23 protein-coding genes are annotated in these 26,531 nt (G+C 51.8%); 12 read left to right on the top strand and 11 right to left on the bottom strand.

The genetic code is table 11. From position 1 onward, the window contains the following. Nucleotides 1-255 precede the first annotated feature (255 nt). From M1D70_RS23155 to M1D70_RS23145, 3 genes are all read right to left on the bottom strand, one after another. The gene (locus M1D70_RS23155) at nucleotides 256-1,053 is read right to left on the bottom strand and encodes an ABC transporter permease (protein ID WP_009591284.1); all 798 of its coding nucleotides are present in this window, start codon (nucleotides 1,051-1,053) and stop codon (nucleotides 256-258) included. Next, the gene (locus M1D70_RS23150; RefSeq protein WP_456288071.1) at nucleotides 1,050-1,934 is read right to left on the bottom strand and encodes an ATP-binding cassette domain-containing protein; all 885 of its coding nucleotides are present in this window, start codon (nucleotides 1,932-1,934) and stop codon (nucleotides 1,050-1,052) included. Before M1D70_RS23150 ends, M1D70_RS23155 begins: the two co-directional genes overlap by 4 nt. A gap of 224 nt (nucleotides 1,935-2,158) precedes the next feature. Then, the gene (locus M1D70_RS23145) at nucleotides 2,159-3,508 is read right to left on the bottom strand and encodes an alpha-L-fucosidase (protein WP_009591280.1); all 1,350 of its coding nucleotides are present in this window, start codon (nucleotides 3,506-3,508) and stop codon (nucleotides 2,159-2,161) included. 119 nt (nucleotides 3,509-3,627) lie between these two features. Here M1D70_RS23145 and M1D70_RS23140 point away from each other — a divergent pair, with 119 nt between their 5' ends. After that, nucleotides 3,628-4,455, top strand: coding sequence for an AraC family transcriptional regulator (locus M1D70_RS23140; RefSeq protein WP_009591282.1), 828 nt, complete (start codon nucleotides 3,628-3,630; stop codon nucleotides 4,453-4,455). 65 nt (nucleotides 4,456-4,520) lie between these two features. Here M1D70_RS23140 and M1D70_RS23135 read toward each other — a convergent pair whose 3' ends face one another. The 3 genes from M1D70_RS23135 to M1D70_RS23125 form a co-directional block, all read right to left on the bottom strand. Beyond that, entirely contained in the window at nucleotides 4,521-4,823 is a 303-nt protein-coding gene (locus tag M1D70_RS23135) for a putative quinol monooxygenase (RefSeq protein ID WP_009591286.1), read from the bottom strand. Between the two features lie 5 nt (nucleotides 4,824-4,828). Next, the gene (locus M1D70_RS23130; protein WP_456288070.1) at nucleotides 4,829-5,821 is read right to left on the bottom strand and encodes a helix-turn-helix transcriptional regulator; all 993 of its coding nucleotides are present in this window, start codon (nucleotides 5,819-5,821) and stop codon (nucleotides 4,829-4,831) included. Nucleotides 5,822-5,884: 63 nt separating this feature from the next. Further along, a complete protein-coding gene (locus M1D70_RS23125) occupies nucleotides 5,885-6,382 on the bottom strand; it encodes a DinB family protein (protein ID WP_456288069.1) in 498 nt (165 codons plus the stop codon). A 268-nt stretch (nucleotides 6,383-6,650) separates the two neighbouring features. Between M1D70_RS23125 and M1D70_RS23120 the strand changes: the two genes are divergently transcribed. Both M1D70_RS23120 and M1D70_RS23115 read left to right on the top strand, forming a co-directional pair. Next, complete coding sequence (locus tag M1D70_RS23120) at nucleotides 6,651-7,586, top strand: aminoglycoside phosphotransferase family protein (RefSeq protein WP_456288068.1); 936 nt, start codon at nucleotides 6,651-6,653, stop codon at nucleotides 7,584-7,586. Nucleotides 7,587-7,660: 74 nt separating this feature from the next. Beyond that, nucleotides 7,661-8,032 (top strand): hypothetical protein, encoded by a 372-nt coding sequence (locus M1D70_RS23115; protein ID WP_456288067.1) that lies wholly within the window; start codon nucleotides 7,661-7,663, stop codon nucleotides 8,030-8,032. A 208-nt stretch (nucleotides 8,033-8,240) separates the two neighbouring features. On the opposite strand, the gene M1D70_RS23110 is transcribed toward M1D70_RS23115, so the two are convergent. The 3 genes from M1D70_RS23110 to M1D70_RS23100 all read right to left on the bottom strand — a co-directional run bounded on the left by M1D70_RS23110 (nucleotide 8,241) and on the right by M1D70_RS23100 (nucleotide 12,603). Next, nucleotides 8,241-9,380, bottom strand: coding sequence for a zinc-dependent alcohol dehydrogenase (locus tag M1D70_RS23110; protein ID WP_456288066.1), 1,140 nt, complete (start codon nucleotides 9,378-9,380; stop codon nucleotides 8,241-8,243). 837 nt (nucleotides 9,381-10,217) lie between these two features. Then, nucleotides 10,218-11,579 (bottom strand): dipeptidase, encoded by a 1,362-nt coding sequence (locus M1D70_RS23105; RefSeq protein WP_456288065.1) that lies wholly within the window; start codon nucleotides 11,577-11,579, stop codon nucleotides 10,218-10,220. Nucleotides 11,580-11,712: 133 nt separating this feature from the next. Next, a complete protein-coding gene (locus tag M1D70_RS23100) occupies nucleotides 11,713-12,603 on the bottom strand; it encodes a LysR family transcriptional regulator (RefSeq protein WP_456288064.1) in 891 nt (296 codons plus the stop codon). Nucleotides 12,604-12,766: 163 nt separating this feature from the next. On the opposite strand from M1D70_RS23100, the gene M1D70_RS23095 reads away from it, so the two are divergent. Genes M1D70_RS23095 through M1D70_RS23080 form a run of 4 tightly spaced genes read left to right on the top strand, consistent with a single transcriptional unit; the run spans nucleotide 12,767 to nucleotide 17,358 of the window. Further along, nucleotides 12,767-13,891 carry an extracellular solute-binding protein gene (locus tag M1D70_RS23095; protein ID WP_009595321.1) on the top strand — a complete coding sequence of 375 codons (1,125 nt, stop codon included), beginning with the start codon at nucleotides 12,767-12,769 and terminating at the stop codon, nucleotides 13,889-13,891. A 10-nt stretch (nucleotides 13,892-13,901) separates the two neighbouring features. Further along, the gene (locus tag M1D70_RS23090) at nucleotides 13,902-15,611 is read left to right on the top strand and encodes an ABC transporter permease (RefSeq protein WP_456288063.1); all 1,710 of its coding nucleotides are present in this window, start codon (nucleotides 13,902-13,904) and stop codon (nucleotides 15,609-15,611) included. 17 nt (nucleotides 15,612-15,628) lie between these two features. Next, the gene (locus M1D70_RS23085; RefSeq protein WP_009595316.1) at nucleotides 15,629-16,708 is read left to right on the top strand and encodes an ABC transporter ATP-binding protein; all 1,080 of its coding nucleotides are present in this window, start codon (nucleotides 15,629-15,631) and stop codon (nucleotides 16,706-16,708) included. After that, nucleotides 16,705-17,358 carry a metallophosphoesterase gene (locus M1D70_RS23080; protein WP_009595311.1) on the top strand — a complete coding sequence of 218 codons (654 nt, stop codon included), beginning with the start codon at nucleotides 16,705-16,707 and terminating at the stop codon, nucleotides 17,356-17,358. Before M1D70_RS23085 ends, M1D70_RS23080 begins: the two co-directional genes overlap by 4 nt. 91 nt (nucleotides 17,359-17,449) lie before the next feature. Here M1D70_RS23080 and M1D70_RS23075 read toward each other — a convergent pair whose 3' ends face one another. Both M1D70_RS23075 and M1D70_RS23070 read right to left on the bottom strand, forming a co-directional pair. Continuing rightward, nucleotides 17,450-18,337, bottom strand: coding sequence for a cupin domain-containing protein (locus tag M1D70_RS23075; protein ID WP_456288062.1), 888 nt, complete (start codon nucleotides 18,335-18,337; stop codon nucleotides 17,450-17,452). Between the two features lie 160 nt (nucleotides 18,338-18,497). Beyond that, nucleotides 18,498-19,673 (bottom strand): MFS transporter, encoded by a 1,176-nt coding sequence (locus M1D70_RS23070; RefSeq protein ID WP_456290486.1) that lies wholly within the window; start codon nucleotides 19,671-19,673, stop codon nucleotides 18,498-18,500. A gap of 199 nt (nucleotides 19,674-19,872) precedes the next feature. Between M1D70_RS23070 and M1D70_RS23065 the strand changes: the two genes are divergently transcribed. The 5 genes from M1D70_RS23065 to M1D70_RS23045 all read left to right on the top strand — a co-directional run bounded on the left by M1D70_RS23065 (nucleotide 19,873) and on the right by M1D70_RS23045 (nucleotide 26,447). Then, nucleotides 19,873-20,217: a winged helix-turn-helix transcriptional regulator gene (locus M1D70_RS23065; protein WP_456288061.1), complete on the top strand. Its 345-nt coding sequence runs from the start codon at nucleotides 19,873-19,875 to the stop codon at nucleotides 20,215-20,217. A gap of 152 nt (nucleotides 20,218-20,369) precedes the next feature. After that, entirely contained in the window at nucleotides 20,370-22,643 is a 2,274-nt protein-coding gene (locus tag M1D70_RS23060) for a helix-turn-helix domain-containing protein (RefSeq protein ID WP_456288060.1), read from the top strand. Nucleotides 22,644-22,979: 336 nt separating this feature from the next. Beyond that, on the top strand, nucleotides 22,980-24,596 hold the full coding sequence (locus tag M1D70_RS23055) for an ABC transporter substrate-binding protein (RefSeq protein ID WP_456288059.1): 1,617 nt from the start codon (nucleotides 22,980-22,982) through the stop codon (nucleotides 24,594-24,596). Between the two features lie 10 nt (nucleotides 24,597-24,606). Continuing rightward, entirely contained in the window at nucleotides 24,607-25,518 is a 912-nt protein-coding gene (locus tag M1D70_RS23050; protein ID WP_009595317.1) for an ABC transporter permease, read from the top strand. Further along, nucleotides 25,518-26,447, top strand: a complete 930-nt coding sequence (locus M1D70_RS23045) for a carbohydrate ABC transporter permease (RefSeq protein ID WP_456288058.1) — start codon at nucleotides 25,518-25,520, stop codon at nucleotides 26,445-26,447. The genes M1D70_RS23050 and M1D70_RS23045 overlap by 1 nt, the downstream gene beginning before the upstream one ends. Nucleotides 26,448-26,531 lie beyond the last annotated feature (84 nt).

The raw sequence follows: 26,531 nt of genomic DNA, 5'->3' as shown, positions 1-26,531 counted from the left end.
CGTGGCCGATCCAAAGAGGGGCAGCAACAGCCGAGCAAAAAAACGATCCTCGCATGAGGATCGTTTTTTTGCTGATTGAACCGGCCCAAGCGGACTTTTTCAGTGCCGGTTGGTTGGTATCGTTCCGGTTAGACATTCGATAACGTTAGTTACGGGGTGTAACTGGTGGAATGACCAACTTGAAATAGGAAGGACACGGCAGCCGAAGCGGATGGAGTATCCTTCGTCCGCCCTCAGTAAAGCAACCACCCGTATTTAGCGTCGTCCGGCTTTCCTCTTAAACGTCCACATGCTCCATACCATCGAGCCAATCAGGATGAACAGGCACCATCCGATCGCCCATCCGATCTGATCCTGGATGGAGCCTCCCGTCAGCAATCCGCGAATGGATTCGATGACCGGCGTAATCGGCTGGTTGCTCGCGATCCCTTGCAGCCAAGCCGGCATCGTCTCGGTAGGAACGAAAGCGCTGGAGAGGTAAGGGAGAAAGAGCAGGATGAATCCATAGCTGCTGGCCGCTGCCGGACTGCCTGCAACGAGACCGATAGCGGCGTAGAGCCAGGTGAAGGCAAAGATGAAGAGCGCGATCAAGCCGATGGCGAGTAACCAATCCATAAGCCCAGCTGATGGCCTGAATCCAACGAGCAGAGCCACTGCGATAACAACGCCTGTCGCAAGCATGTTCCGGGCAAGGCTGGCGACCACATGTCCCGTAATGACACTTAAGCTTTGAATGGGCATGGTGCGGAAGCGGTCAATGATGCCATTGGTCATATCCTGTGAGACGTCGACGGCCGTGCTGGACGATCCGAAGCCGGCGCACAACAGAATGATTCCTGGCACCACGTAATTAACATACTGTCCGCTGGGATCGAGGGCACCGCCAAATACATAGGTGAACAGCAGCATCAACATGATCGGCAGCACCATCGCCGTTATCATCGCCTCCGCGTTGCGGATGCTGTGACGCAGGCTGCGGCCGATAAAGACGGACTGGGTAACTGCTAAGGACGTTGTTTTTGTTTTTGTAGCCGTTGCCGTTGCTCTTATCATACAATTCCCTCCATTTCCTTGTCGGTAAGCGACAGGAATACATCATCCATATTGGGTCTGTGAAGACTTACGCGCGTCTCATTCGGGAGCAAGCGTATGAACTCCTGAAGCGTATGCGCGACGTCGCCGATGCTGCCGCTTGTCGGGATCCTATGGATCACTTCGTCACGTGCATCGCGAAGCTCCAGCATTTCACCACCGACCCGGGTCTTCAGCTCGGCCGGACTACCTTCAGCCACGATTCGTCCCCCATCCAGAACCGCAATCCGGTCCGCGAGCTGGTCGGCTTCCTCCAAATACTGCGTGGTCAGCAGGATGGTGATGCCTTGGCTCTTCAATTGAAGGATGATATCCCACAGCGCACGGCGGCTGCGCGTATCAAGTCCTGTGGTCGGTTCATCGAGGAACAGCACGGGCCGCGGCACGACAAGGCTGATCGCCAGATCAAGCCGTCTCTTCATCCCGCCGGAATACGTCTTCACTCGCTTGGCCGCTGCAGCCGCCAGATCGAAGTGCTCCAGCAGCTCGGCGGTTCTCTGTCCGGCTTCCGCCGCGGATAGACCCGACAGCCTGCATATCATCCTAAGGTTTTCTTCGGCGGTCAGCACTTCGTCAACGGCCGCGAATTGGCCGGTCAGACTAATGGACCGCTGCACATCCTGCTTGTGATCGCGGAGATCGAACCCATTAATCCTCACGCTCCCGGCATCGGGCGTCACCAACGTGGACAGGATGTGAATCAAGGTTGTCTTGCCGGCCCCATTAGGACCGAGAAGAGCAAATACGTCTCCTCGCGGCACGCTCAGGTCGATCCCGTCCAATACGGTCTGGTGTCCAAAGCTTTTGCGAAGCTGACGAATTTCAACAGCATAGTTACTCATGAGCCGAACATCTCCTTTAATTAATTGTGTATTATATAAACAGTTTAATTGATAATTAGTATATTTCATAAACAGTTATTGTGCAATACGTTTTTTTTGCGTTTGAAACTGCGTGATGATTATGGGAGGAGTAGGCGTCCGGACATAAAAAAGCCTGACGCGATGTAACAAAACATCGAGTCAGGCTCTTATAGGGATTAGTTCATGTATAAGGGATCTTATCGTTACGAACGGTCCGATTCGTCATAAAGCTCCAGTTCAATGACGGTATTGCGTTTGTCGGGGAGCGGATAGGTAAAGTGTTCAGGACGCGCGAAGTTCACGAATGCGTCTTCGACGAATTCGGCCGCGCTCCAAGGGCGGCTGAGGAACAATTCGTATCCGTCCGCGAGCAGCCGGGCCTTCTTCACCTTGTCGGCCATGCCGATGAGATTGATCGGTCCTATAGACTCCTCAAAGACGTGGGCATAGAGCGTATTGCCTTTTTGGGTATAACGACCCCACTCCGGTTTCGGATAATCGGCAGCCGCGCAGCCATAGATGCTGTCTCCGTTCTTGCTCATCCAGTCGCCGATTTCCTCCAGCACGTCGAGGCTCTCTTTCGGGATGGAGCCTTTCGCGTCAGGACCGACGTTCAACAGCATGTTGCCGTTCTTGCTGACGCATTCCACCAGCTTGCGGATGATGGTGGTTGCCGATTTGTAATTGCGGTCAGCTGCGGCATAACCCCAGTTGTTGTTCAGCGTAATACAGGCTTCCCATGGAATCGGGGCACCTGTCTGGTCCACAACCCCGTGCGGCGGAATGATCTGTTCCGGCGACGCGAAGTCGCCGCTGTATACGGACGGATCGGTGGTATAGATGCTGCCGCCGCTCTCGCCGCTTCCCTCCAGCCGATTGTCGATAAGAATGTGCGGCTGAAGCTCGCGGATCATTTTCATTAGTTCGGTGGCGCGCCACACCTCGCCGCGCATGTTATCATAAGAGAAGTCAAACCACATGATATCGAGTTTGCCGTAGCCTGTGAGCAGCTCACGCACCTGCCCATGCATGTAATCCAGGTATCGGTCGAAGTTTTTCGGATCGCGCTTGAAGGCTTCGTTCGCCCGCATCGGGTGAATCCGGTCTCCATAAGCCGGGTAGTCCTCATGATACCAGTCGATCAGCGAGAAATAGAGGCCGACTTTAAGGCCTTCTTCACGGAAAGCTTCCAGAAATTCCTGCACGAGATCCCGGCCGGCTTTGGTATTCGTTGACTTATATTCCGTCAGCTTGCTGTCGAACAAACAGAATCCGTCATGATGCTTGGCCGTCAGCACCGCATATTTCATGCCTGCTTTCTTGGCCGCTTTGGCCCACTCCCGAGGATTATAGTCAACGGGATCAAATTCATCGAAATAGGCCTGATAGTCCTCGATGCTCATCTGTTCCGTGCTTCGGAGCCATTCGCCTCGGGCCGGGATGGAGTAAAGCCCCCAGTGAATGAACATGCCGAAACGGTCGTTCTGGAACCATTGCACGCGCTGGTTTCGATCATGGATGACTTGATTGGTTGGAGTGGTAGTCGTTGTCATGGATTCAAACCTCCGATTCTTGGAATTGTCGAGTTTGATTTTAACAAGAATGTGTTAGTATGAATAGATAATTACTTAACTCCGACGGGTATTATAATAACTTTAGAGGATAATTGAAGATGAAGAATGAACGAAATAAACATGAAGCCATTCAGCAGATGCTCCTGAACATGCAGGTTCAGATCTGGGAGGCCGAAAGAACGCAGTGCTGGCCGGAATGGAAGGAATTCGACTACACCGTGTCGTACAACAAGCTCTATTTTATCCTGGATGGGGAAGGGTGGGTGAAGATCGGCGATGAGGAGCTGTATCCCGTACCGGGTCAATTGGTTCTGATGCCGGCACGGACGCGGCAATCCTACTCTGTCATCAGCGGCCGTCCCTATCTTAAATACTGGTCTCACTTCTCGGCGACCGTGGGCGATTCCGATGTGTTTTCCTGGCTGAACGTGCCCCATTGCTACGATTTGTCGGGGAACGCGGAGATGCCTGCATTATTCCAGCAGCTCGTCGATGCGCATCGCTCCGATACCCTCGCCGCGCGATTGAGGGAAAAGTCCGTGATGCTGGACATCCTCTCCCGCGTGTTCGAACACCAGCAGCCGCAGATTCATGCGGACAAAATGGAGGATATGGGCAGGCTCCACAAAGTGCAGCAGTACATCAAAAATCATCTGCATGAGGAAATTACACTGGAGCAGATGGCGGGAACGCTGCATTTGCACCCGAATTATTTTATTAAGTATTTCAAACGGCATTTCGGAATCACGCCGCAAAAATATTTAAGCCTCAAACGAATGGAGCAGGCCAAACTCATGCTGAGGACGACGTCTCTAAGCATCAAGGAAATTGCGGATGCCACCGGCTTTGAATCGGCGAACTATTTCTCGAAAACGTTTCGGAAAGAGGTAGGCTACAGCCCCTCGGAATATCGTAACAATATATAGCAAAAAAGAGGCTGCTCCTGAATATCGATTCGGGAACGGCCTCTTTTATTCCTAACCGGGATTACCTAAAACCCTTTGCCCCCAAGCGGCTTAAGCCTGAGCGGCTCTGCGCCGGCAATCAGCGCCCGCCCGCGCTGCAGCAGCTCGGACGTATCCGCTCCCTGCAGGGAAGCGGCATGCGCGTCTTGGCTGCTCCACAATTCCGTGACCCATACGGCATTCGGATCGCTGTCCGAGACGTTGACGATATAAAGCTCACAGTCTTCGTTATCGCGAAGCATCGCGGCTGCTTCAAGCAGGATCTCCGCAAGTTCATCCCGTTTGCCGGGATGGGCGATCAATTTCCCGTACATTGCAAATTTCTCCATGGGTATCATCCTTCCTTTTTGGTCATGCCGGTTAACATGCGTTCGTAATGGAGCGCCAAGCTTGTCGTGATCTCGGACAGTTTCAGGACGAGCGAAGCGGGCTCCAGAATGGTTAAAGCTTTGCCGTAGGGGAGAAGGAAGTAGGGCACATAGGACGTCAGCGAAGACGTGTCCAGCCGGAAACGAGCCTCTCCATCATGACGCGATACGAGGGTATGCCCAAACAACCAATGCTGGCTCAATTCATTCAGAACATGCTCGTGGGCTTGGATGACAACATCGACCAAGGGTTCCGTGCTGCCTGGATCCGGGAGAAGACTGCCAAGCAAGACATCCCTGGCCGAAAAATCAACGGGCCGCTCAAAGACCAGTGCTGTCGTCTCCAGATCGAGGATCCGGTCTACGCGAAAATTGCGAATCTCTTGGCGCAGACGGCAGTAGCCCGCAGCATACCATTGGCCCTTCCAGTGGATAATGCCGTAGGGATCGAACTCTCGGACGGTTCCGGCGCCTTCCCGGCCCTTCGAATACGTCATCTTCAGGGTTTGTCCCTGTGCCGCGGCATTCTCCAGCGTCTGCAGCAGCGGGCGAAGCCCGTCATGGACTGGAGGCTGCAAAACCGCGATGCCGCTGCTGTGCCGTTCGATCTGATGAAGCTGCTCCTCGTTCGTATAAAGCTTCAGCTTGCCGATCGCCCGCTCCAGCGCGTCCGTGAACGGATAGCCGGTTTCTTTGGCAAAGATCGAAGCGTGTACCAATGCTTTCTGCTCTTCAGCGTCAAACATCAGCGGGGATTCCGTAAACTGCCCGAGGATCCGAAAGCCGCCGTTCGGCCCGGAATCGGCGATGATGGGCGCGCCGCTGGCGCATAACGAATCGATGCAGCGGTACACCGTTCGAACATGAATTTCCAGCTCATCGGCGATTTGCTGCGCGGTCATTTTTTTGCCCGAGCGAAGCATCCACAGGATCGACAGCATATTATCCGCTTTGGACATCAAAACGCGCTCCTTCCTTAGGGACGATCCCGACTGCTTACTTTTAAGTAGATTGTATCTTTTTTATACGAGCGGGTCCATGCCCTTGTCGATCCAGGAATCGTAGGTCGGACCGTAGAGCTCGGGAATCCGCAGGCCGGCTTGTCTCATCAGCACCGTCATTTGTCCGCGGTGATGCGCTTGATGAACCAGGGTAAAATGCAGGAATGCCGCATTGGTCCAAGGCTCTCCGTCGAATTCACGGGTAGCGCGAAGATCCTCCTCGCTCCACTGCGATTGAACCGCATCCAGAAGGGCATGCCGGATCCGGCGGTAGCTGTCGGTCATTTCGGCAGCCGAATCGGGAATATTTTGCTCGCGGGACGGGCCCTCAAATTGCAAACCGAGCATGGTCATGTACTGAATCGACATAACCAAATGCCACGCCAGCTGACCTAGCGTGCGATGCTGCTCCGTCATGGCGGTTTTAAGCGAATCGTCGGTTAAAGCGTTCATGACTTGTTCCGTTATATGCGCCTCTTTTAACCATTCTGTCGTAAAATCCGCTTTGCTCATGTTCATGTGTTAACCCTCGCTTTGGTTTAGGATGTGTGCTGCAAATCGAGTATATTACATCATTCCTGACAGTTACGGTCAGTGATTATGAGCCAAAATAAAAAAATGGGATTGTATGCTCAACTATTTCGCAGCAGGATGTTTGGCATGAGGTCAACACGGGTGACCCGAAAGGAGGCTGATATTTTCATCTGAATGGTCTAAGTTTCCCTCTTCATTTATAATGAATGAAGTTCAAGAATCGTGAAGAATTTGGATACAGGAGGTGCAGGGCATGCGGGAAGCGATTCGTGATATCCCGGGGGCTGATGGATGGATTGTCATTCAAGCGGTTGACAAGGGCTGGTCGGCAGATCGTAAATATTATATTCAGGATATGCAAGGGAAGGAGTGGCTCCTCCGGCTATCCGACATCTCTCAGTTCGAGAGGAAGAAATGGGAGTTTGAAACGGTAAAACAGCTGGATCCCATCGAAATGCGCACGTCTCGACCGATGGATTTTGGCGTCTGTCATGGTGGCCGGCAAGTGTATTCCCTGTTCACATGGGTTCCGGGCGAAGATGCAAGGGAGGCGATTCCTTTGCTGGATTCAGAGGAGCAGTACCGGCTTGGCGTTCAGGCAGGCGCATATTTGAACAGGATGCACGGTATTCCGGCAAAAAGCGGTTTGGATACGTGGGCGTCATATTATAATTCAAAAATGGATAGATACATAAAAAATTATGAGAGCTGCGGCATCCGGCTTGCCGGCGCTGAGAACATCATCCGTTTTATGGAGGCGCACCGGTATTTGCTAGAAGAGCGTCCCGTTGCTTTTCAACATGGGGATTATCATGTCGGCAACATGGTGGTTACGCCTGAAGGGGAACTCGGCATCATTGATTTCAACCGGGCGGACTACGGTGATCCTTGGGAGGAGTTTAACCGGATTACGTGGGATGCCGCGATTAGCCCGTGGTTCGCTTCGGGTCGTATTCATGGATATTTCCAAGGACGAGAGGTGCCGGATTCATTTTTCAGATTAATGGCGCTTTATATCGCAAGCAATCAGATTTCCTCCATTCATTGGGCCATCCCGTTCGGAGAGCAGGAAGTGGAGGTTATGATGAACCAGGCTCAAACCGTACTGAATGGGTATGATGGATTCCGGACGCATGTGCCCAATTGGTATATAACGAAAGCCGAGGTTTTGGCAAATCGCCGCGAATAACAGCAATCCAGAAGAATTTAACCAAGCTGCTGCATGATACAATGGCACAAAATCCCCAATGGAGGTTTGCACTCATGACATCAGCGGATATTCAGTTTGTCGGCGGAAATAATATTGCCATTAAAATTCCGAAGCACAAGTATGAGGAGACCGTGTTTTTTTACAAAGAGGTTTTACGGCTGCCATATTTGGGCTTCAAGGACGGGTCGCATGCTTTTCAGCACGGCTCGAATACCTTATGGCTGGATTGCATGCTCAACTATTCGCAGCAGGATGTTTGGCTCGAGGTCAACACGGAGGATCCGGAGGAGGCTGCCCGATATTTGAGAGAGCACAGTGTGGACCGCAGGGATGAGGTGGAGGTTTACGAGAACTCGCGGGGCTACTGGATATCGGATCCGTGCGGGACAATCATCCGGGTGAATCCCAGAAAAGCGAGTGAATAGACAGCCTACCCGGCGAATGTGGTTAACGTTGACTACTCACCCCTTTGGACGTGCGAAGTTATGTCGAAGCGCCTAACTCGCACCCGGCGAAAATTTAGGCTAACTCCCTAAATTCCATGAACCGGGACACAAAAAACCAAGCATCTCCTATCCAAGATAAAGGATGTGACAGGGAATGCTTGGTTTATCCTTTTTCTGTGGAATTACGCTACGGCTTCAGAATGACCTTGGTGCATTCGTCCTCGTGATCGCTGAATATCCGATAGGCATCGCTTGCCTGTTCCAGGGGAAGCCGGTGGGAGACAATCTCCGTCGGATCAAATTCGCCGGCGGTGATCTTCTTGAACAGCTCCGGCATGTAATGAATAACGGGAGCTTGCCCCATGGTAAGGGTAATGTTCCGTTCAAAAATATGGCCGAGCGGGAACATATTGTACAGCGAACCGTATACGCCGGTCAGCTGGACGGTGCCGAATTTGCGCACGGCCTGGATCGCGATATCAATCGCGCTCAACGTTCCGCCCTGGAGCTTCAGCTTTTGGCCGATGGCTTCCATCGTCGACTTCTTCCCGTCCATGCCGACGCAGTCGATCACGATATCCGTGCCGCCTTTGGTAATCTCTCGAATGTATTTGCCCATATCGTCATAGTCTTCAAAATTGTAGATCTCCACGTTGTTCAGCCGTTTTGCTTTTTGCAGACGATAAGGAAGACGGTCCACGGCGATTACCCGTTTTGCGCCTTTCATCCAGGCGAATTTCTGGGTCATCAGGCCAACCGGCCCGCAGCCGAGCACCGTTACGGTATCGCCCGGTTTAACGCCGGCATTCTCTACGCTCCAATAGGCGGTAGGGAGAACGTCGGACAAGAACAGAAGCGCCTCATCCTCCAGCTCGCACGACTCCGGTATGACAAACGGCATAAAGTTCCCGTAGGGCACGCGCAAATATTCAGCTTGTCCGCCGGGATAGCTTCCGTAGCGTTCGGTGTAACCCAAGTACCCTCCGGCATGGACATTCGGGTTGCCATTGGAATTGTCGCATTGACTCTCCATATCATGATTGCAATAGTAGCAGTGACCGCAAGAAACATTGAACGGAAGAACGACGCGGTCGCCTTTTTTCACGCGGGTTACGTTGGCACCGACCTCTTCTACGATCCCCATGGGCTCATGGCCGATCACGAAATCTTTAGCTGTGGGCATAGCCCCTAGGTATATATGAAGATCGGAACCGCAAATGGCTGTAGAGGTGATGCGGACGATAATATCATCCTGGGTCCGAATGGATGGATCCTCCACGTGTTTGACCTGAATGTCTTTGGCGCCTTGAAATGTGACTGCTCTCATACGTTCCCTCCTTATGCTTTGTACAGAAGTTATCTTCTTAATACCCGATTTCCACTTGTATTAACATCCCCACCGCTATTCATGCATATACGCTGATACGCGCAAAAACATAGTCTATGGGAGAAAGGCCGATGCTAAACATTGTGTAATTACTCTTGATGGTCGGTAGGGGCACGCGTATAAGCGAACAGGCTGCGCAAACCGATGACAAATGTGGCAAACGTGACAAACGAGTCAAATGGGATTCACCGGACACAGGGTACGTTATTTGCTCTGATAAGAGCTAAACTTTGATACTTGCGGACATGAGGTCCGTTATTTGCATAAAAAGTCCTTTTTTTGGCGGCGAAAGGGTTAAATAACGGAACTGGTGTCCGTAACACTTAGAGAATGGCCTGATTTGTGGTAAATAACGGATCTGTAGTCCGATGGGAATGGGATTACGGCGCTTGTTTGCCGTGGAAACCGCATGTGATGGGATGAAGACACCTGTTAGGTGTGGAAACCACATGTTGTGGTGAAGAACTGCCTGCTGGTAGGGAAACCACCCCATACATAGGACCGGCAACCATTTAATATGGCACCGTCTGATTGGGGATCTGCAGGTGTTTAGTCGTGTAAACACGTCCTGGCCGCTTTCCGTCGGTAAATCGATGCTCCCACGCCAATAACCGGCTTATGAATGTCAAGTGGCTCCCACGCCAATAACCGGCTTATGAATCGCAAGTGGCTCTCATAAAAGCAAAAGAACGCGTATTGGAAAGGATTCAATTATCCCGCCATACGCGTTCTTATTTAGGATGTTACTATGTTACTTTCGGACTGTTGGCGTCACCGTTATACCAGCTTCAAATATTCTACGATCGTCAGCAAGCCCTTATCGAAATTCTCCAAATTAAAATGCTCGTTCGGCGCATGCAGATTCTCGTCCGGCAAGCCGAAGCCCATCATGACGGCAGGGGCGTTCAGCGTGCTGGACAGCTTCTCCACGATCGGAATCGATCCTCCGTCTTTCGTGAACAGTGCACGTGTGCCATACACGTTCTCGAAGGCATCTGCAGCTTTTTGCAGCATCGGATGGGACGGATCGATATTGAAGGCGAATGCCTTTTCCTTCGGCTGGAAGGTGATCTTGGCGCCAACCGGGATGTGGGCATGCAGATGCTTCTCGATCGCGTCGAGAACAGCCTGCGGATCCTGATCGGCCACCAAACGGCAGGTAATTTTGGCATGGGCCTCCTTCGGAATGACCGTTTTGCTGCCTTCTCCCTGGAACCCGCCGTATACGCCGTTCAGCTCAAGGGTCGGACGAGCTCCCACGCGTTCAACGAAGGAGAAGCCTTCTTCGCCGTACAAGGAATCGAGGCCGAGGTCCCGCTTCAGCTTATCCTCGTCGAATTGCTGCTTGGCAAATTCCTCGCGCATTTCGGGCGACAGTTCAAGTACGCCGTCATAAAAGCCTTCAACCGCAACGCGGCCCTGCTCGTCATGGAGCGAGGAGAGCAAGGACACCATTGCGTGCAGGGCGTTCGGCACGCCGCCGCCGTATGTACCGGAATGAAGATCGGTATTGGCTGTTTCCAGGGACAATTCCAGCGAGCACAACCCGCGAAGACCCGTGGAAATGGCCGGTTTGCCAGGCGCGAGCAGGGATGTATCGGAGATCACGATGGCATCTGCCGCCAGCTTGTCCTTGTTGTTGTCAAGATAGAGCGGCAGGTTGGGGCTGGATACCTCTTCTTCGCCTTCAATGCAGAATTTGATGTTGACCGGAAGCTCCTTCTCTTGCTTCAAAATGGCTTCAACGGCTTTGACATGCAGGAAGAGCTGGCCTTTGTCGTCCGTTGCTCCGCGCGCGTACAATTTGCCGTTGCGGACAGCCGGCTCAAACGGCGGCGTTTCCCACAGATGAAGCGGATCAACGGGCTGAACGTCATAGTGGCCGTAGACGAGCACGGTCGGCTTGCCTTCGGCATGCAGGTAGTCTGCCGTAATAATCGGGTGCCCGGCCGTCTGGTGAACCTCCACATGCTCAAGTCCCGCTTCGGTCAGCTTGCCTGCGAGCCACTCGGCAGCCTTGGCGACATCGCCTTTGTGCTCGGATAAGGCGGAAATGCTCGGAATGGACAACCATTCCTTCAATTCATTCAGATGGGTTTCGCGGTGTTCAGCGAAATACGCTTTATAATCAACGCTCATGAATATAGAACCTCCTTCGATTTACATTGGCATTCGAAAAGATGCCGTATCTTACTATTCTAACCGTTTTTCGGAGAATACGAAATACAGCCGGATCAAATCGGAAACTTGTCTGGAATCCCATCCGCCGCTGTCATGCAAAATTGTCCAAAAGATTTCTCCAGAACATGCGCAGTGCCGGACTGATCAGCTTATTGCGGTGTCGAACCGCATAAATCTGACGTTCAGGCAACCAGGACGGAATAGGTCGTGCATGCAGCTTCCCCTCTGCCACATCCTCTTGTATGGCGGCTTCTGCAATCATGCCGTACCCGAGACCGTGCCGGACGGCGGATTTCAGCGCCTCGGTCCCCGAGATTTCCAGTGATATTTGAAGACGTAGACGATGTTTGTCTGCCCAGTTGTCAATAAGCTGCCTGCTGATAGAGCCCGGTTCATGGGAAACGAAAGGATGTTCGACCAGATCGCCGGGCATTAAATCGTTTAGGCTTGCGAATGGATGATCCGGGGCGAATATAAGAACCAGGTCATCATGGATCAACGGCTGCGCGATGAATTCCGGGTCATCCACTTGCGTGTTCGAAATGATGCCTACATCGAGTTCATATTTCTTGACTTTTTCCAGAATATAGGCCGCAGGACGGACATCCATAAGGATCGACAATCCCGGATAATTGAGCTTCAGCTGCTTCAGGAACGGCGGTAGCAGATAGGTGGCAGGCGTATGGGTGCTGCCGATCGCAAGCACTCCCGCAGCGGTTCCGCGGTATACGTCCATGGTTGATGAAGCTTCCTCAGAGAGGGAATGAATCTGCGATGCGTAATGATAAAAGGCTTCACCGGCTTCCGTAAGCTTGATGACATGATAGGACTTGGTGTGAAACAGAGCAAGGCCAAGCTCTTCTTGCAGCTTGTTCAAATGAAAGGTGACGGTTGGCTGGGTAATGCCCAGCTTCTGGGCCACAAGGTACAGTTTCTTCAATTCGACGGTAAGTACAAACACTTTGAATTGCTGTAAGTTCAAATTGCATCCCTCTCTTCCCATTTCAAACATCGATGGTATTAATCTTATCTTTCATTTGATAGATATTATTTAATTCTTTGTTAACGCAGCGATAATTTTTAATTGAATCTGGGACGTTATGCTGAAATGGAAACAAGAAGGCAATCAGAAACAGGAGGGTGACATGAACAAGAAAACAGGATTCAAACATGGAATATTCATTGCTTTGACTGCGCTCATGTGGTTGTTGTCGGCATGCGCGCAAACGGATGGACAGCCAACGGTTCGCTCGGGGGAAACCACGGGGCCGACGGCCAGCGGAAGCGGAGGTGCAGCCGGGCAGCCGGACATAACCTTAACGAATGGCAATCCGGAGGATACCGGGGAAACGATCTACTTATACGGAAATGATTTTGTGGATTACATTGCCCCGAAATTTATGGAAGAGACAGGCTTCAAATTAGAAGCCGTGCATTATGGAGGGGGAGAAGCATTGGCCAAAATTGAGGCGGAGCAGGGAAATCCGCAATGGGACGTCTTGATGATGGATGGACACGGTTCGGTGCGCAATTTGGGCGACCGCGATTTTCTGATGACGGATTGGGAGCCTGACAATCTCGGAAATCTGTCCGAGAACGGAAGGAGCCATGTACCCGAAGATTTCGCCTACTTCCCTGTCGGCATTCATGCGGCAGGTGTCATTGCTTATAACACAACGCTGGTAACTCCGGAGAAGGCACCGACGACTTGGGAGCAATTTTTTGCCTATGACGGCCCTGTCGGTCATGCCGATCCGGCCGTGGCAGCGCCTGCCTATCCGCTCGTATCCGCATTTTTTGAGCAATGGGGTGTCGAAGCCGCAGAGCAGACATACGAGCAGCGTTTTAAAAAAGGACTTCATGTATACCCCAAGAACGGTCCTGTCGGGAAGGCGCTGTTAAGCGGAGAAATCGAAGTTGCGGCGCTTCAGGAGCATAATGCTTATGAACTGAAGCTTGCAGGCGAGCCTATCGAGGTAATATGGCCGCGCGAGGGTGCGCCAGGGAGCTTGCGCGTTGTGGCGATCAGCAAGCATACCAAGAATCCGGCAGCGGCCAAAGCATTTGTTGAATATATGCTGAAACCCGAGACACAGCAGATGTTAACGAATCTGGATTCAACGGATAGTTTCTTTACGCCGCTTGTGGAGGGCGTGAGTGCACGAAGTGAGCGTGAACCGAATGGAGCCTTTATGCTGCCTTCCGCGAAGTGGGCATCCGAGCATGAAGTTGAGATCAAAACCTGGTTTGCGGATCAAAATGTAAGGTAGGAAGGGCGATATGAATACTTCGGAAGCTCGCTATGGAGGCGGGGTCACCCTCCTCCTGTTTGTTTTTATTTTTTTGCCGCTGCTCGCCGTCCTGATCAACGTCATCTTTCCCGGGCTATTTTTCGGGCAGATCGAGTCCAGCAGCCTGGGCTTGATCGGAGACATCATGAATCGGCCGTTATGGAAACAGTCCCTTCTGAATTCGGTCACATTATCGCTGGGCACGGCAACGATCGGTACGATCATTGGAGGCGTGCTTGCTACCATTCGGGCACGGTGGGACTTTGCAGCGGCCAAATTGCTGGATATGACGGCTTGGGTATTGTTAATAGCCCCGTCCTTCATGATCGCGCAGGGCTGGGTTTTGTTTGCCGGCTCGGACGGACTGGCTCATCAGTGGCTGGGGCTGACGTGGGTCACCTCGTTTATTTTTCAGCCTGTCGGGCTTATGTTCGTCATGTCACTAAGTAAATTCCCGCTAGCTTATTTGGCCATTATGGCAGCTTCGGAGTGGAACATAAGGCAGTTCGGTTATGCGGCCAGGCTGAATGGCGCAAGGCCATTCACCGTCTGGAGAACCGTCGAACTGCCATTGGCTCTGCCTTCCTATGTGGCTGGCTGGACCCTGGTGTTCATGGATACCATCGGGGATTTCGGGCTGCCCGCCGCTTTGGCAACCGTGTATAAATTCCCAACGTTGACATACTCCATATACTCGGCAATCTACCAGTCTCCGGTCCGATTCGATATGGCGGGTGTGCTGGCATTCTATCTTGTCTTAATTCTGGCACTGGCGATGACCTTGCTTATGGTGACCCTGCGGAAATCCAGGTTCGACTTTTTGAATGCAAGAGCGGTTCAAATGGAGAAGGTAAGGCCGCGGAAAGCCTGGTTGTATAATCTGTCGATTACGATTTTTCTCTTTGTGAGTCTTGGGATTCCGATCGGAACCAGCGCAGCGGTGTCTTTCCTGAAGCAGGCTGGCGGAGGCATACATCTGGATAATCTCACGCTGGATCATTATCGCGAATTATTCGCAGGACAAGCCGGGGATCACAGGCTGCTCGGTTATCTGGAAGGCATGTATCATTCGCTTGTCATAGCAGCCGCAGCTGCATTGTTTAGCATGCTGATCGGGTTTGTTGTAGCCTATATGCTGACTTTTACGGAGTCTCGTCTAAGGCCGTTGCTTCAGCTATTCTCGATCATTTCTTTAGCGGTCCCCGGCGTTGTGCTAGGGATTGGCTATATTTTCATATGGAATCAGAAATGGCTGGAACCTTTAGGACTCCATCTTTACGGAACACCCTCGCTGCTTGTGATCGCCGGGATCGCCGGTGCCATCCCCTACGCAGTCAGGGTCCAGCTTGGCGCGTTCGGCAACATGTCCGGCACCATGCTCAAGGCGGCAGCCATTCAAGGGGCAGGCGTATTTGAACGAATGCGGGATATCGTACTGCCTATAGCACGCCAGTCGCTTCTAATTGCAACCCTGGCCTCGTTCGGAACCAGCGTGTTTGATCTGGCCCTGGCTTCCATGCTGAAACCGGCTAACTATTCGCTGATGCCGCTGGTCATAGACAGGGCCTTTGAATTCTCACGCTACGGATATGCAACGGCTGCTACCGTCGTTAGCTGCGGAGCGGTCGTGCTGATCATCATTCTTCTGCAAGCAGCGGGGCGTACATGGTTCAGATGGCTGGATCGCAATAAATGGTAGAAGGGATGGAGAGTGGAATGATCTTAAAGGTAAAGGGCGTATCGAAATCATTCGGCTCACAGCAAGTATTGAAGCCGATCACGTTTGAGGTGGGAGAAGGGGAGCGCATATGCATTCTTGGCCCCTCAGGCTGCGGAAAATCAACGCTGCTCCAGATGATTGCCGGTCTTCAGCGTATCGATGCAGGGGAGGTGGAGATGGCCGGAGTCACCGTCGAACGGCGAGGGCATTATATTCCGCCGGAAAATCGCCCGATTAACATGGTGTTTCAAGATTATGCGCTATGGCCCCATATGAACGTGAAACAGAATATGGAGTATGGGATGAAGCGCCGAAAACTAAATGGGCATGACAGAGCGCGGACATTGGACCGACTCCAATCGCTTTTAAAGCTGGAAGGTTTATTGGACCGGCTGCCGGCCCAGCTGTCTGGCGGTCAGCAGCAGCGCGTCGGCATCGCGAGAGCGCTGGCAACAGAGCCGAAGCTGTTGTTAATGGACGAACCATTGTCCAATCTGGATGTCAAACTGAGAACGGATATGCGTGGTGAATTGGCCAGATTGCTGGGCGAATTATCCATCGCTACCCTGTATGTGACGCATGACCGGATGGAGGCCTTTACGGTGGCTGATCGCATAATGATATTAAGGAACGGGGCGATTGATCAATTCGGGGAACCGAGAGAGCTGTTTGAGCGGCCTGCGAGCCCTTGGGTGGCGCAGCTTATGGGTTACCATAACCGATTGGAAGCCAAACTGAGCCCGAATGGGCAGACTGCAGCCATACTATCCGGAAGTTTGATTGGCGGAAATCTGATAGATATAAATCATGGAGACGACGGTGCCATCGTCATGATCCATCCTGAATCGATCGAAATATGCAGTGACGAAGCTACACCGGAAGGGAACTCGTTGAAGGTAACCATCCTGCAGACGGTCTACGAAGGAACCAGATGGAGAATCATAGCCGAGACGGCAGACCGGCAGCCGATTCATTTATTCCATCATTGCAGCGTAGAAGCGGGAAGCGAACGAAGGATACGGGTGTCACCGGAACAAACCATGATATATGCAGAAAGCAGCATGTTGGCCACATGAGTCAGGTGTATGCGGTTTCGGACATTCACGGCTACGGTTATCTGCTTGAGATCCTGCTGCAGCATGTACATTATCAGCCCGAGGCGGATCGTTTATTTTTGCTTGGGGATTATGTGAATAAGGGACCCGATTCAGCCGGGACCCTGGATTATGTGAAGGAGCTGTGTGATGCCGGCGCAGTAGCGCTACAGGGGAACAATGAACGCAAATGGCTGCATCAATTGCCGGAACAAGCCGGTTTCGTGGCTCCTCAAGGGTTACAATATCAACAATTCATTGCAGCTATGCCGCTATGGATCGAGCATGATGAGTATTTGTTCGTGCATGCGGGCATTCGCCCCGATATTCCGCTCCATGCGCAGAAGCCGGAGGATCTGACGGAGATCCGGGAACCGTTCCATCAGTCGCCGCGTTTGATGGATAAAACGATTGTGTTTGGTCATACATCCACGTTTCGCTTGGGTGTAGAGCCCCATCAGCTCTGGTTCGGCGACGGTAAGCTGGGAATTGATACAGGCGCTGGGCACGGATATTATTTAAGCCTGGTGAATTTGACTTCGGGCATTCATTGGTCCATATCGGTTACACGGCCGGAGAACATTGCGTGCCGGAAGCTGAGAATAACGGGAGCATCCGGTCTTGCTAAATAATATAATTCCATATTAAAAAGAGATACGCAGCATCATGGACGAATCGTGATGCTGCGTATTTCAATAGAGGACTCATTTATCGGAGGGTTGATCAGAATTTATCCCAGCCATTTCCTATTAGCTGGCGCTGCAGGAATGGCAGCTGCTGCTGTTGCTGAATGAACTGCTGACGCTGTTGTTCTTGTAATTGCTGTTGCGAACGGAACTGCTCTTGTGCTTGAGTTGGTGTTCGCTGCGGTTCAGCAGCATACGTTCCATGCTGGGTTTGATCGTGAGCATTGAAATGCTGCTGGAACAACTGCTGCTGTTGCTGGAACTGCTGTTGCTGCTGCTGCTGAAGGAGCTCATAATCTCGCTGGCCAGGCGTTCCTTGATGGTAATAATGCTGATTAAGATGAGACGCGTGAGGCTGATGTTTCATCTGCCCTTGCACTTGCCCTTGCTGCGGGCAGTTTTTTGGCGGCCCGATGACAACCGTGTCGGTGATCGGCGCCAAGGTCTCTTTGACTTTGGCTTCATCCAGGCAGTAGGTGTGAGCGAACACGCTGGCCGGCGTCAATCTCAAGAGATCCGAACCTCCAATGAATTCAGGCACCGGCGCGTCAAAGACCGCGATCAGATGCGTGTTGTCAACCGTCGCCATTTCATAATGCCACCAGCCTTGGGGCACGAGCGCAACTTGACCGGGCGTTACCGTGAAGTTCAGCAGCTCTTTCGTAAACGGATTGACAAGGGAAACGATGGCTGAGCCGGAAACGACATATACCAGCTCCGATGCATTTTGATGGATATGCGGCTCCACTACGTTTCCGGTACTGAGATATATATCCAGCAGGGAAGCGTTGCCGAGCGTGTTCAATTCTTTTACGGAGAGAGAATTAATGTAATTTTGACTATCTTTTTTGAAAAACGGGTTATTGTTCATATCGTAAGTAAACCGAACGGACGGTGAGGTGAAATCCATATAAGAGACTGCCACTGTGACTCCTGCCCTTCATCATGTAATAGGCGTTGACCCATAACACACGTTATGCCCATGGGCAAACATCCGTGAGCCCATTTTTAACAATCAGCAGGATGCAAGCCGCCCGTTGATAGGGCGGCTTGCGCTAAACACACATAGAGTGGAGCAGGCGAGGTCAGGCCGATTTCGGGATGGAAACCGGCGACTTCCGTCCGGCCGAGAAGCTGACCAGTCCTGCCGCCAAGCCAAGCGCGAGCACGAATCCCCCGAGCCATGGATGGTATTGAAGCGTGGATGACGTATTGACCATGAAGCCTCCTGCACCCGCTCCTGCGGCTAACCCCAGATGGACAATGGAGGTGTTTATGCTGAGAACCAGATTGGAAGAACCCGGCGCCCGCTGGATAAAATAGCTCTGGACCGCCGGGCCCGCCGCAAACATGGACATCACCATGACTCCCATCAGCGAAAGTCCGATGACCGATTGACCGGCGAGCAGCGGAAGCAGCGCAAATACCGCAATATGAACGAGCGTGCTGAGGACAATCACCTTGGCCGCCCCAAAACGGTCGACGCCATAACCGCCGAGCCTGGAGCCGATGGCTCCCAATAGGCCAAAGCCGAGCATCATGATGCTGATGCCGGATGGCGCGATGCGAAAAATATCCTGGATAAACGCCGTCACATACGTGAACAGTACCGAGTTGCCGGATTCCCGGAAGAACGTAAGCAGCAGGGCGCTGACGATCACGAGACTCCCCAGCACTTTGAATTGCTGGCGGAAGGGTACGGGGGCATCCCCTTGAACATCCGGCAGGAGCCTGATAAGGACAAAAGCGACCAACAGACTGAGCAGAGCCAGCAGCAGAAAAATGGACTGCCAGTTCAGCAGATTCGTGATCCATATGCCGATCGGAACGCCCAGCACCATGGCGCTGCTGAAACCCAGCACGATGGTGCCAATCGCACGGCCTAACGTTTCCGGTGGCATCATTTTGGCTGCGGTACCCATTGCGGCAACGAGATAGACGCCTGAGCTTACACCCAGAATGACACGGGAAGCCATGAGCATCCATACCTCGGTGCTAAAAAAAGAAACAAGACTGCCGGCAATGAATAGCAGAAGCGAGCCGAGCAGCACCTTTTTTCGATTGATTCGAGCGGTAAGCGAGACCAGAAACGGTGTTCCGATCGCAAAAGCAAGCGAATAGGCGGTAATCAGTTGGCCGGCAAAAGCCAAGGAAATATGAAGATCGTCAGCAATCGCGTACAGAATACCCGAGACGACCAGTTCCGAGGTAGCGGTAAGAAAAACCCCGAGCGCCAATAAATATATCGTATATCGATTCATATCCATTATCCTTTCCGTTGGGAGATCGATACCCTCAATCGGATCATGGCTAGCACATGCCGTTTCGGATAGTAAAGCATGAAATCTCTTTGTGTTTGTATTATAAGCAGTGCGCACATATGATGTAAGAAGGCAAAGTATTTGGATATTATCCAGTCATTTTGACTAACTTACGATTAGTTAGTGATGGGGTGAGGCAATGGAGCCGGTTAAAGAAGACTATCAGGAAAAGCCAGCGTTCAATCATATCTGCTCGGTGCTGCAAATTCTTGGAGCCAAATGGGCGTTCCTTGTCATCGCGCAATTAGCCCAGGGACCGAAACGGTTTAATCAGCTTCACCGGGATGCAGCCATCATCAAGACGCAATCCTTGACGGATGTCCTGCGCCATTTGGAAAGCAGCGGCATCGTGAGACGCGAGGTATTCCCTACCGTTCCGGTCTCCGTGGAGTATTCATTGACCGAGAAGGGGATGGACTTCCTGGATTCTTTGAAGGAGATGGAGAAGTGGGCCGAAAAATGGGGAGTGGAACAATCCTCCTGACGTTCCCGCTGCCGCCAAAATGGTAAGATATCAGAAAACTCATTTCCGACGCGTATACAGCGGAAATGAGTTTTCTTTTTTTTGAAAATTTCGTATTCTTATAGATAACATTTTCGAAAATGGGAATGAAGTGATAGGGAGGTGGTTGCCGTTTGCGAATCCATAAGATTAACCTGCTGACCAAGTTGTTGATTTCCTATTTGCTTGTGCTGATGTTTCCCGTGATCGTCATCCTGTGTTATTACTATCCCTATTCGGCGGATGTTGTGAAAGAGAAGGAAATGGACTGGAATGCGCATATTACGGAGCAATTCATGACATCGATGGATACGTTTACCCGGTATGTATACAATTTGCCGTTCGAGCTGGTGCAGAATCGGGAATTCAAGATGTACAAGGCCGAGGAAAGCGACTACCAGCGTGTCCTCATTGCCAATGAGATGAAAAAATACAATGCAACCGATGCATTTATTTACAACACCTTGCTGTATGTAAAGAACATCGGTTATTTGTTTTCCAAAACTGGAAGCGCATACAGGTTGGACGACCTGTCCATTCCGGGCGTCGGTTACTACTATGAAAACTGGGCCAGCGAAGATATGATCCAGACTTTGAATGATCTCGAGTCTCCCGTCGTCAGGCCTGTCGAGAACGTGATTGTGCCCGGCAACAACCGGGTTCGAATGCTGACTTTCGTGCAGCCGCTGCCGGTAGGAGGCACGAATTCACCCGGAGCCGTCATGATCATGGTAAGGGAAGATACGATCGTCCGGATGATGAAGTCCGTCTCGGAAACCTATAGCGGCGATTTTTTTGTGTTTGACGGCCAGGGAAGGCGGTTGGTATCTTCCCATGATACGTCATACCAATCCTCCGATGACTTCAGGAAGCTTGTGCAGGGCATAGGTGAAGAGACATCTTCCTCTTCGGGCATTTATGCGATCAGCGGATCGGATTATCTGGTATCGTCCTCGGTTTCGGACAAGAATGGCTGGAAATACGTGAGCCTGCTGCCGGTAGCCTCATCCCTTCAAGGCATTCGGACGATTCAGTTGAATACGGCCATCCTGGTCGGCCTGATCCTGCTGCTTGAAGTGTTTATCATCTATATATCGATCCGGAACAACTATCAGCCGATTCGCCGCCTGGTTGATCTTGCCGTTCAAGTCTTCGAACCGCGGGAGGGGAAGCCCATGAACGAGATCGATACGATCAAATATACGCTGGAGGAGCTTTCGCTGGCCAACAGCAAGCTTGACGAGCATGTGAAGGGATCGTTGCCGATTATGCGGGATAACCTGCTGTTTGAACTGGTGAGCGGGCATCTTGCAGGCTGGGATGATTTTGAACGGGAAGCAAGCAAGGTCGGCCTCCGGTTTCAGCATGATTACTTCTCGGTTGCCGTACTATGCTGCGAAGCGGATGGAGCAGAGATGGAGAAGATACTGGATTACTGCCGGCGCTATGAAGGACGGCTGCCGGAGGATATCCAAGGTCATTTCTTTAAAAGCATCTATCCGCAGGAATTGATTCTGGTGTGCTCCCATGCGGAGAATGTCCCGCTCACATCCTGCCTGGAACGGATGCAGGATGAAATATTGGAGCACACGGGCCGGCGAACGGTGATCGGCATCGGCAAGCCTGGCGAAGCCCCGTCTCCGCAGGACCTCCATCTCTCTTATCTGCAGGCACTCCGGACGGCGGAGTTTCTGCGCATCCGAAAGACCGACGCCGTGCTGGTTTTTGATAACATCGGGATTCCCCAGACCGGAGCCGTCTCCTATTATGCCGAAATCCTGCAATCCCTCGAGCTTGCGATCCTCAAGAATGATGCAGCCATGCTGGCCTCTTTAGCGGAGAGAATGATCGGTTACCTAAGCAATGACAGCCTCCCGCCACATATGATTCAGAGCGTGTATCTCAATACCGTTACCGTCATCTTCAACGGCCTCCAGCGGTTCCGTCATGACGATCAGAGCCTGCTGCGGCTTACGGATGCGGCTTTTAACCATCGTTATACGCTGGAACAGATGGTCGGGATCATAAGGGAAAGCTATGCCAAGCTGTGCGATATGATCAAGGAAACCCTCCCCGTTTCCCGGGCGGCAACCCAGGATGAGATCCTGTCCCTGATTGCGGAGAAAGGGATGGATCCGAACTGTTCGCTGCAGATGATGGCCGATTATTTTGATATGTCGGTCTCCAACTTCAGCCATCACTTCAAAAAAACGATGGGGCAAAATTTCAAAGAGCATATCGATCAGCTTCGGATCCAGAAATCCATTCAGCTTCTGCGGGACAGCGAGGAGACGCTCGAAGCCATCTCCCAACAGGTCGGGTACACCAATACCTCGAGTTTTATCCGATCCTTCAAAAAAATGGTGGGCACGACGCCTGGGCAATATCGAAATACGCATAAAGCTTAAATCGAAAGACCGCTGATGCCGATGACAAGGCCGATTACAGCGGTCTTTTATAAACCTGCTTGCTTAACAGCTATTCCTAGGCAAGGCTGTTTCACAGGTTAAGATTTTTCAATTTTTGAACATATACAAAATTTGAATTCCCTGTACCGGCTTGTAATGGATGCGTTTACATATATGGGATGATGGGCGTCTTCAAAAAATGAGGATGCCTGAAAAACTGTCCGTTTACGGTGCCCGCCGCCTTCATTTAGAGTGAAAACTGTCCCAAGGCAAGGCCGACTCAAGGCCGCATACCCCCATGGACCAGACCAACAAACGAAACCAGGAGGTAATGGAATGAAGAAAAGGGTAAACGTTTTCATCTCGCTTGTCGTCATCACGGCCATGTTGTTAACAGGCTGCAGCGGGGCCGGAGGCGGCCAGAACGACTCGGCGGAGACTCCCGGAGACCAAACCGGCAGCAAAGTAAAGCTTACCGCCATCATTACCAAGCACCCGCTCACGAAGCCGCTGGCCGAAATGGAGTGGCTGCAAAAGGTTGAGGAGACGGCGGGCGTGGACATCGAATGGCAGGAGATTACCGCGGATTGGGGACAGAAGAAAGGGACGATGCTGGCCAGCGGCGATATTCCGGATCTGTTCATCGGGCCGAACGTCATTACGGATGCCGACTTTGCGCAATTCCAGGGCTTGTTCCAGGATCTATCCGGCATGCTGGAGCAGGCGCCCAACGTACAGAACATGTTTAATGAAAAACCGGATACGAAAATAATCGCCACGCAGTCGGACGGCAAAATCTACGGTCTCCCGAAATATCAGCGGTTCTGGCCCGCTACCGCCAGCAGGCAGTTCATTAACCAGCAGTGGCTGGATCACCTCGGCCTGAGCATGCCGACCACATGGGATGAGCTGTATGAAGTACTGGTGGCTTTTAAAGAGAAGGATGCCAACGGCAACGGCGATCCGAATGACGAGATTCCGATGGATTGGCCGGGAGGCATCGGTGGATATTTTAACCCAGCGGTGCTTTTGGGCAGCATGGGCATTACGCTGACGGACGGCAGCGGACAGGGCTATTTCGTGGAAGACGGTCAAGTGAAGAACTTCCTGACGGATGAACGGTACAAAACGATGGTCTCGTTTCTGAACAAATTGTACAAGGCCGGTCTCATTAACCCCGAAGTGTTCACGCATGATTATACGAAATTTCAATCCATCGCGCGCGGGGAAGGGGATACGGCCAAGGTCGGTTTTACCTGGGGATGGGTGGCGTCCGACCGGTTCGGCGAGCAGCTGGCACCGCAATATGCTTCCATGCCGCCGATGAAGGTGTCGGCAGATTATGCAGGGAAGCTGTCCTGGAGCTACGATCATTACTCCCTGAATTATGGCACCAACCATATCGTCATGTCCGCCAAGACCAAGAACAAAGAAGCGGCCATGAAATTCATCAACGAGCTTTATGCGCCCGAGGTGGGCATGCAGGTGCTGTTCGGATCCCTCGGACCGAACATTAAAGATAACGGAGACGGTACATATGCCGTTCTGCCTCCGGCCGATGCCAAGATGGATCCGGGCACGTGGAAATGGACCTCGACGATGGCGGACAACGGCGCATTTTATATTCCCGATACCTTAAAGCTGACGCTTGGCACCGATATGCAGGAGGTGCTGGGTCAATCGGAGCCGCTGGAGGCGGCCTTGGACGTGGATCCCGATAAAGACGTGTTCCCCGGCATGTTCATCAAGTATTCCACCATGGACAATAACGCCATGAGCCTGAACAATACCAACGTTATGAATCTGGCGGAATCCAGCTTTGCGAAATGGGTCACCAAGGGCGGCGTGGAAGCCGAATGGGACGCGTATATCAAGGAAAGCGAGAAGGCAGGCCTGAAGCAGAATCTTGAGATTATGCAAAAATATTACGACGATTACATGAATCAAAACTAGGAGGGAGGATATGGGGCCTCGCAAAAGATTGGACACCTTCAGACGTGATTACCAGCTGTGGATTATGATTTTTCCGGCGATTGCCGTCATTCTGTTGTTTAACTATGTGCCGATGTACGGCATCCAGCTTGCGTTTAGGGATTACGATTTCAGCCAAGGCTTGACCGGCGGAGAGTGGCGCGGACTCGCCTACTTTCAGCAATTCATCGACAGTTACCTGTTCACCGATTTGATGCGAAACACGTTTCTGATCAGTCTGGCCACGATCGTGCTCGGCTTTCCGGCCCCGATCATCTTAGCGCTCATTCTAAACCAGATTCGCAGAAAAAGAATGAAGCAGGTGATGCAGACCACCGTTTACCTGCCTCATTTCATATCCATCATCGTGCTGGTCGGGATGCTGAACGTGCTGCTGTCCTCCGAAACCGGGGTTGTCGGTCACTTCATGAAGGCGGTGGGGCTGGGGCATATCAATTTGTTAGCCTCCACCTCGACCTTTATTCCGGTGTACGTGCTCTCCGACATATGGCAGCACTGCGGCTGGAACAGCATTATCTATCTTGCGGCCTTGTCCACCGTGGATCCCCAGCTGTACGATGCCGCCAAGATCGATGGGGCCAGCCGCTGGCAGACGATCCGGTACGTCGACATTCCCGCGCTCGTTCCAACCATCATCATCCTGTTCATTCTCAGCATGGGGAACATCCTCGGGACCGGCTTCGAGAAAATATTCCTGATGCAGAATTCGCTGAACCTTCCCGTCTCGGAGGTCATAGCCACCTATGTTTACAAAATCGGGATCATCTCCAACCAGTTCAGCTTGGCTTCGGCCATCGGTTTGTTTAACACGCTCATCAATTTCGTATTTCTGTATGCGATGAACACGATATCGAAGAGAATGTCGGAAACGAGCTTATTCTAATGATCGGGGAAGGAGAAACGGTTGTGGAACATGAAACTGCCAGAATGCGCATCAACGGCAAGGAGCTGGGATTTAAGATCGTCTTGGGTTTTCTGTGTGTTTTGATTTTTCTGCTGATTGCGTATCCGCTGTATTTTATCATCATTGCTTCGTTCAGCGACTCAACGCTCGTCTCTACGGGGAAGGTCATGTTTATCCCCAAAAATGTTAGTTTTTTTGGTTACCAGGAAATTTTCAAGGATATGCGGATTTGGACCGGGTACCGAAATACGTTGTTTTACACGGTGTTCGGCACCCTGGTGAACATGCTGTTCACGCTTCCGGCAGCTTATGTGCTGTCCAGAAAGGAATTTCGCGCCAGGCGCATCATTATGTTTATTTTCGTGATCACGATGTTCTTCAACGGCGGGCTGATTCCGACCTATTTATTGATGAAGGGTCTTGGCTTGACCAACACGATCTGGGTGTTTATTCTCCCGTTCTCCGTGAATGTGTTTTATTTGATCATTGCGAGGACGTTCTTTGAAAACTCGCTGCCGCAGGAGCTGCATGAAGCCGCCGTCATGGACGGCTGCTCTCACTTTACCTTCTTCTTCAAAGTGGCTTTGCCGCTGTCCAAAGCATTGGTCTCCGTCATCGGGCTCTATTATTTGGTGGGGCATTGGAATGATTTCTTTACGGCGCTGATCTATATCCGGGATACGAAGCTCCAGCCGCTGCAAATCGTTCTGCGGGATATCCTGCTGTCGAACCAGGTATTCTCGAGCGGTGCGGGAACGGGCGGGGATGCCGGAGGGTACGCGCAGCGATATGCCGACCAGATCAAGTACGGCGTCATTATCGTCTCGACGCTTCCGATTCTGCTTATTTATCCGTTTATGCAAAAATATTTCGAGAAAGGCGTCATGATCGGCTCCATTAAAGGGTGACGCGCGGCGATTTACATTTAGATGATAGACAATAAAAGGGGGCTGTCCCGATAGATCCTGGATCTGGCGGGAAGCCCCTATGTT

It is taken from the genome of Paenibacillus sp. AK002 (assembly GCF_053903045.1).
This window is presented reverse-complemented; position numbering and strand designations above follow the sequence as displayed.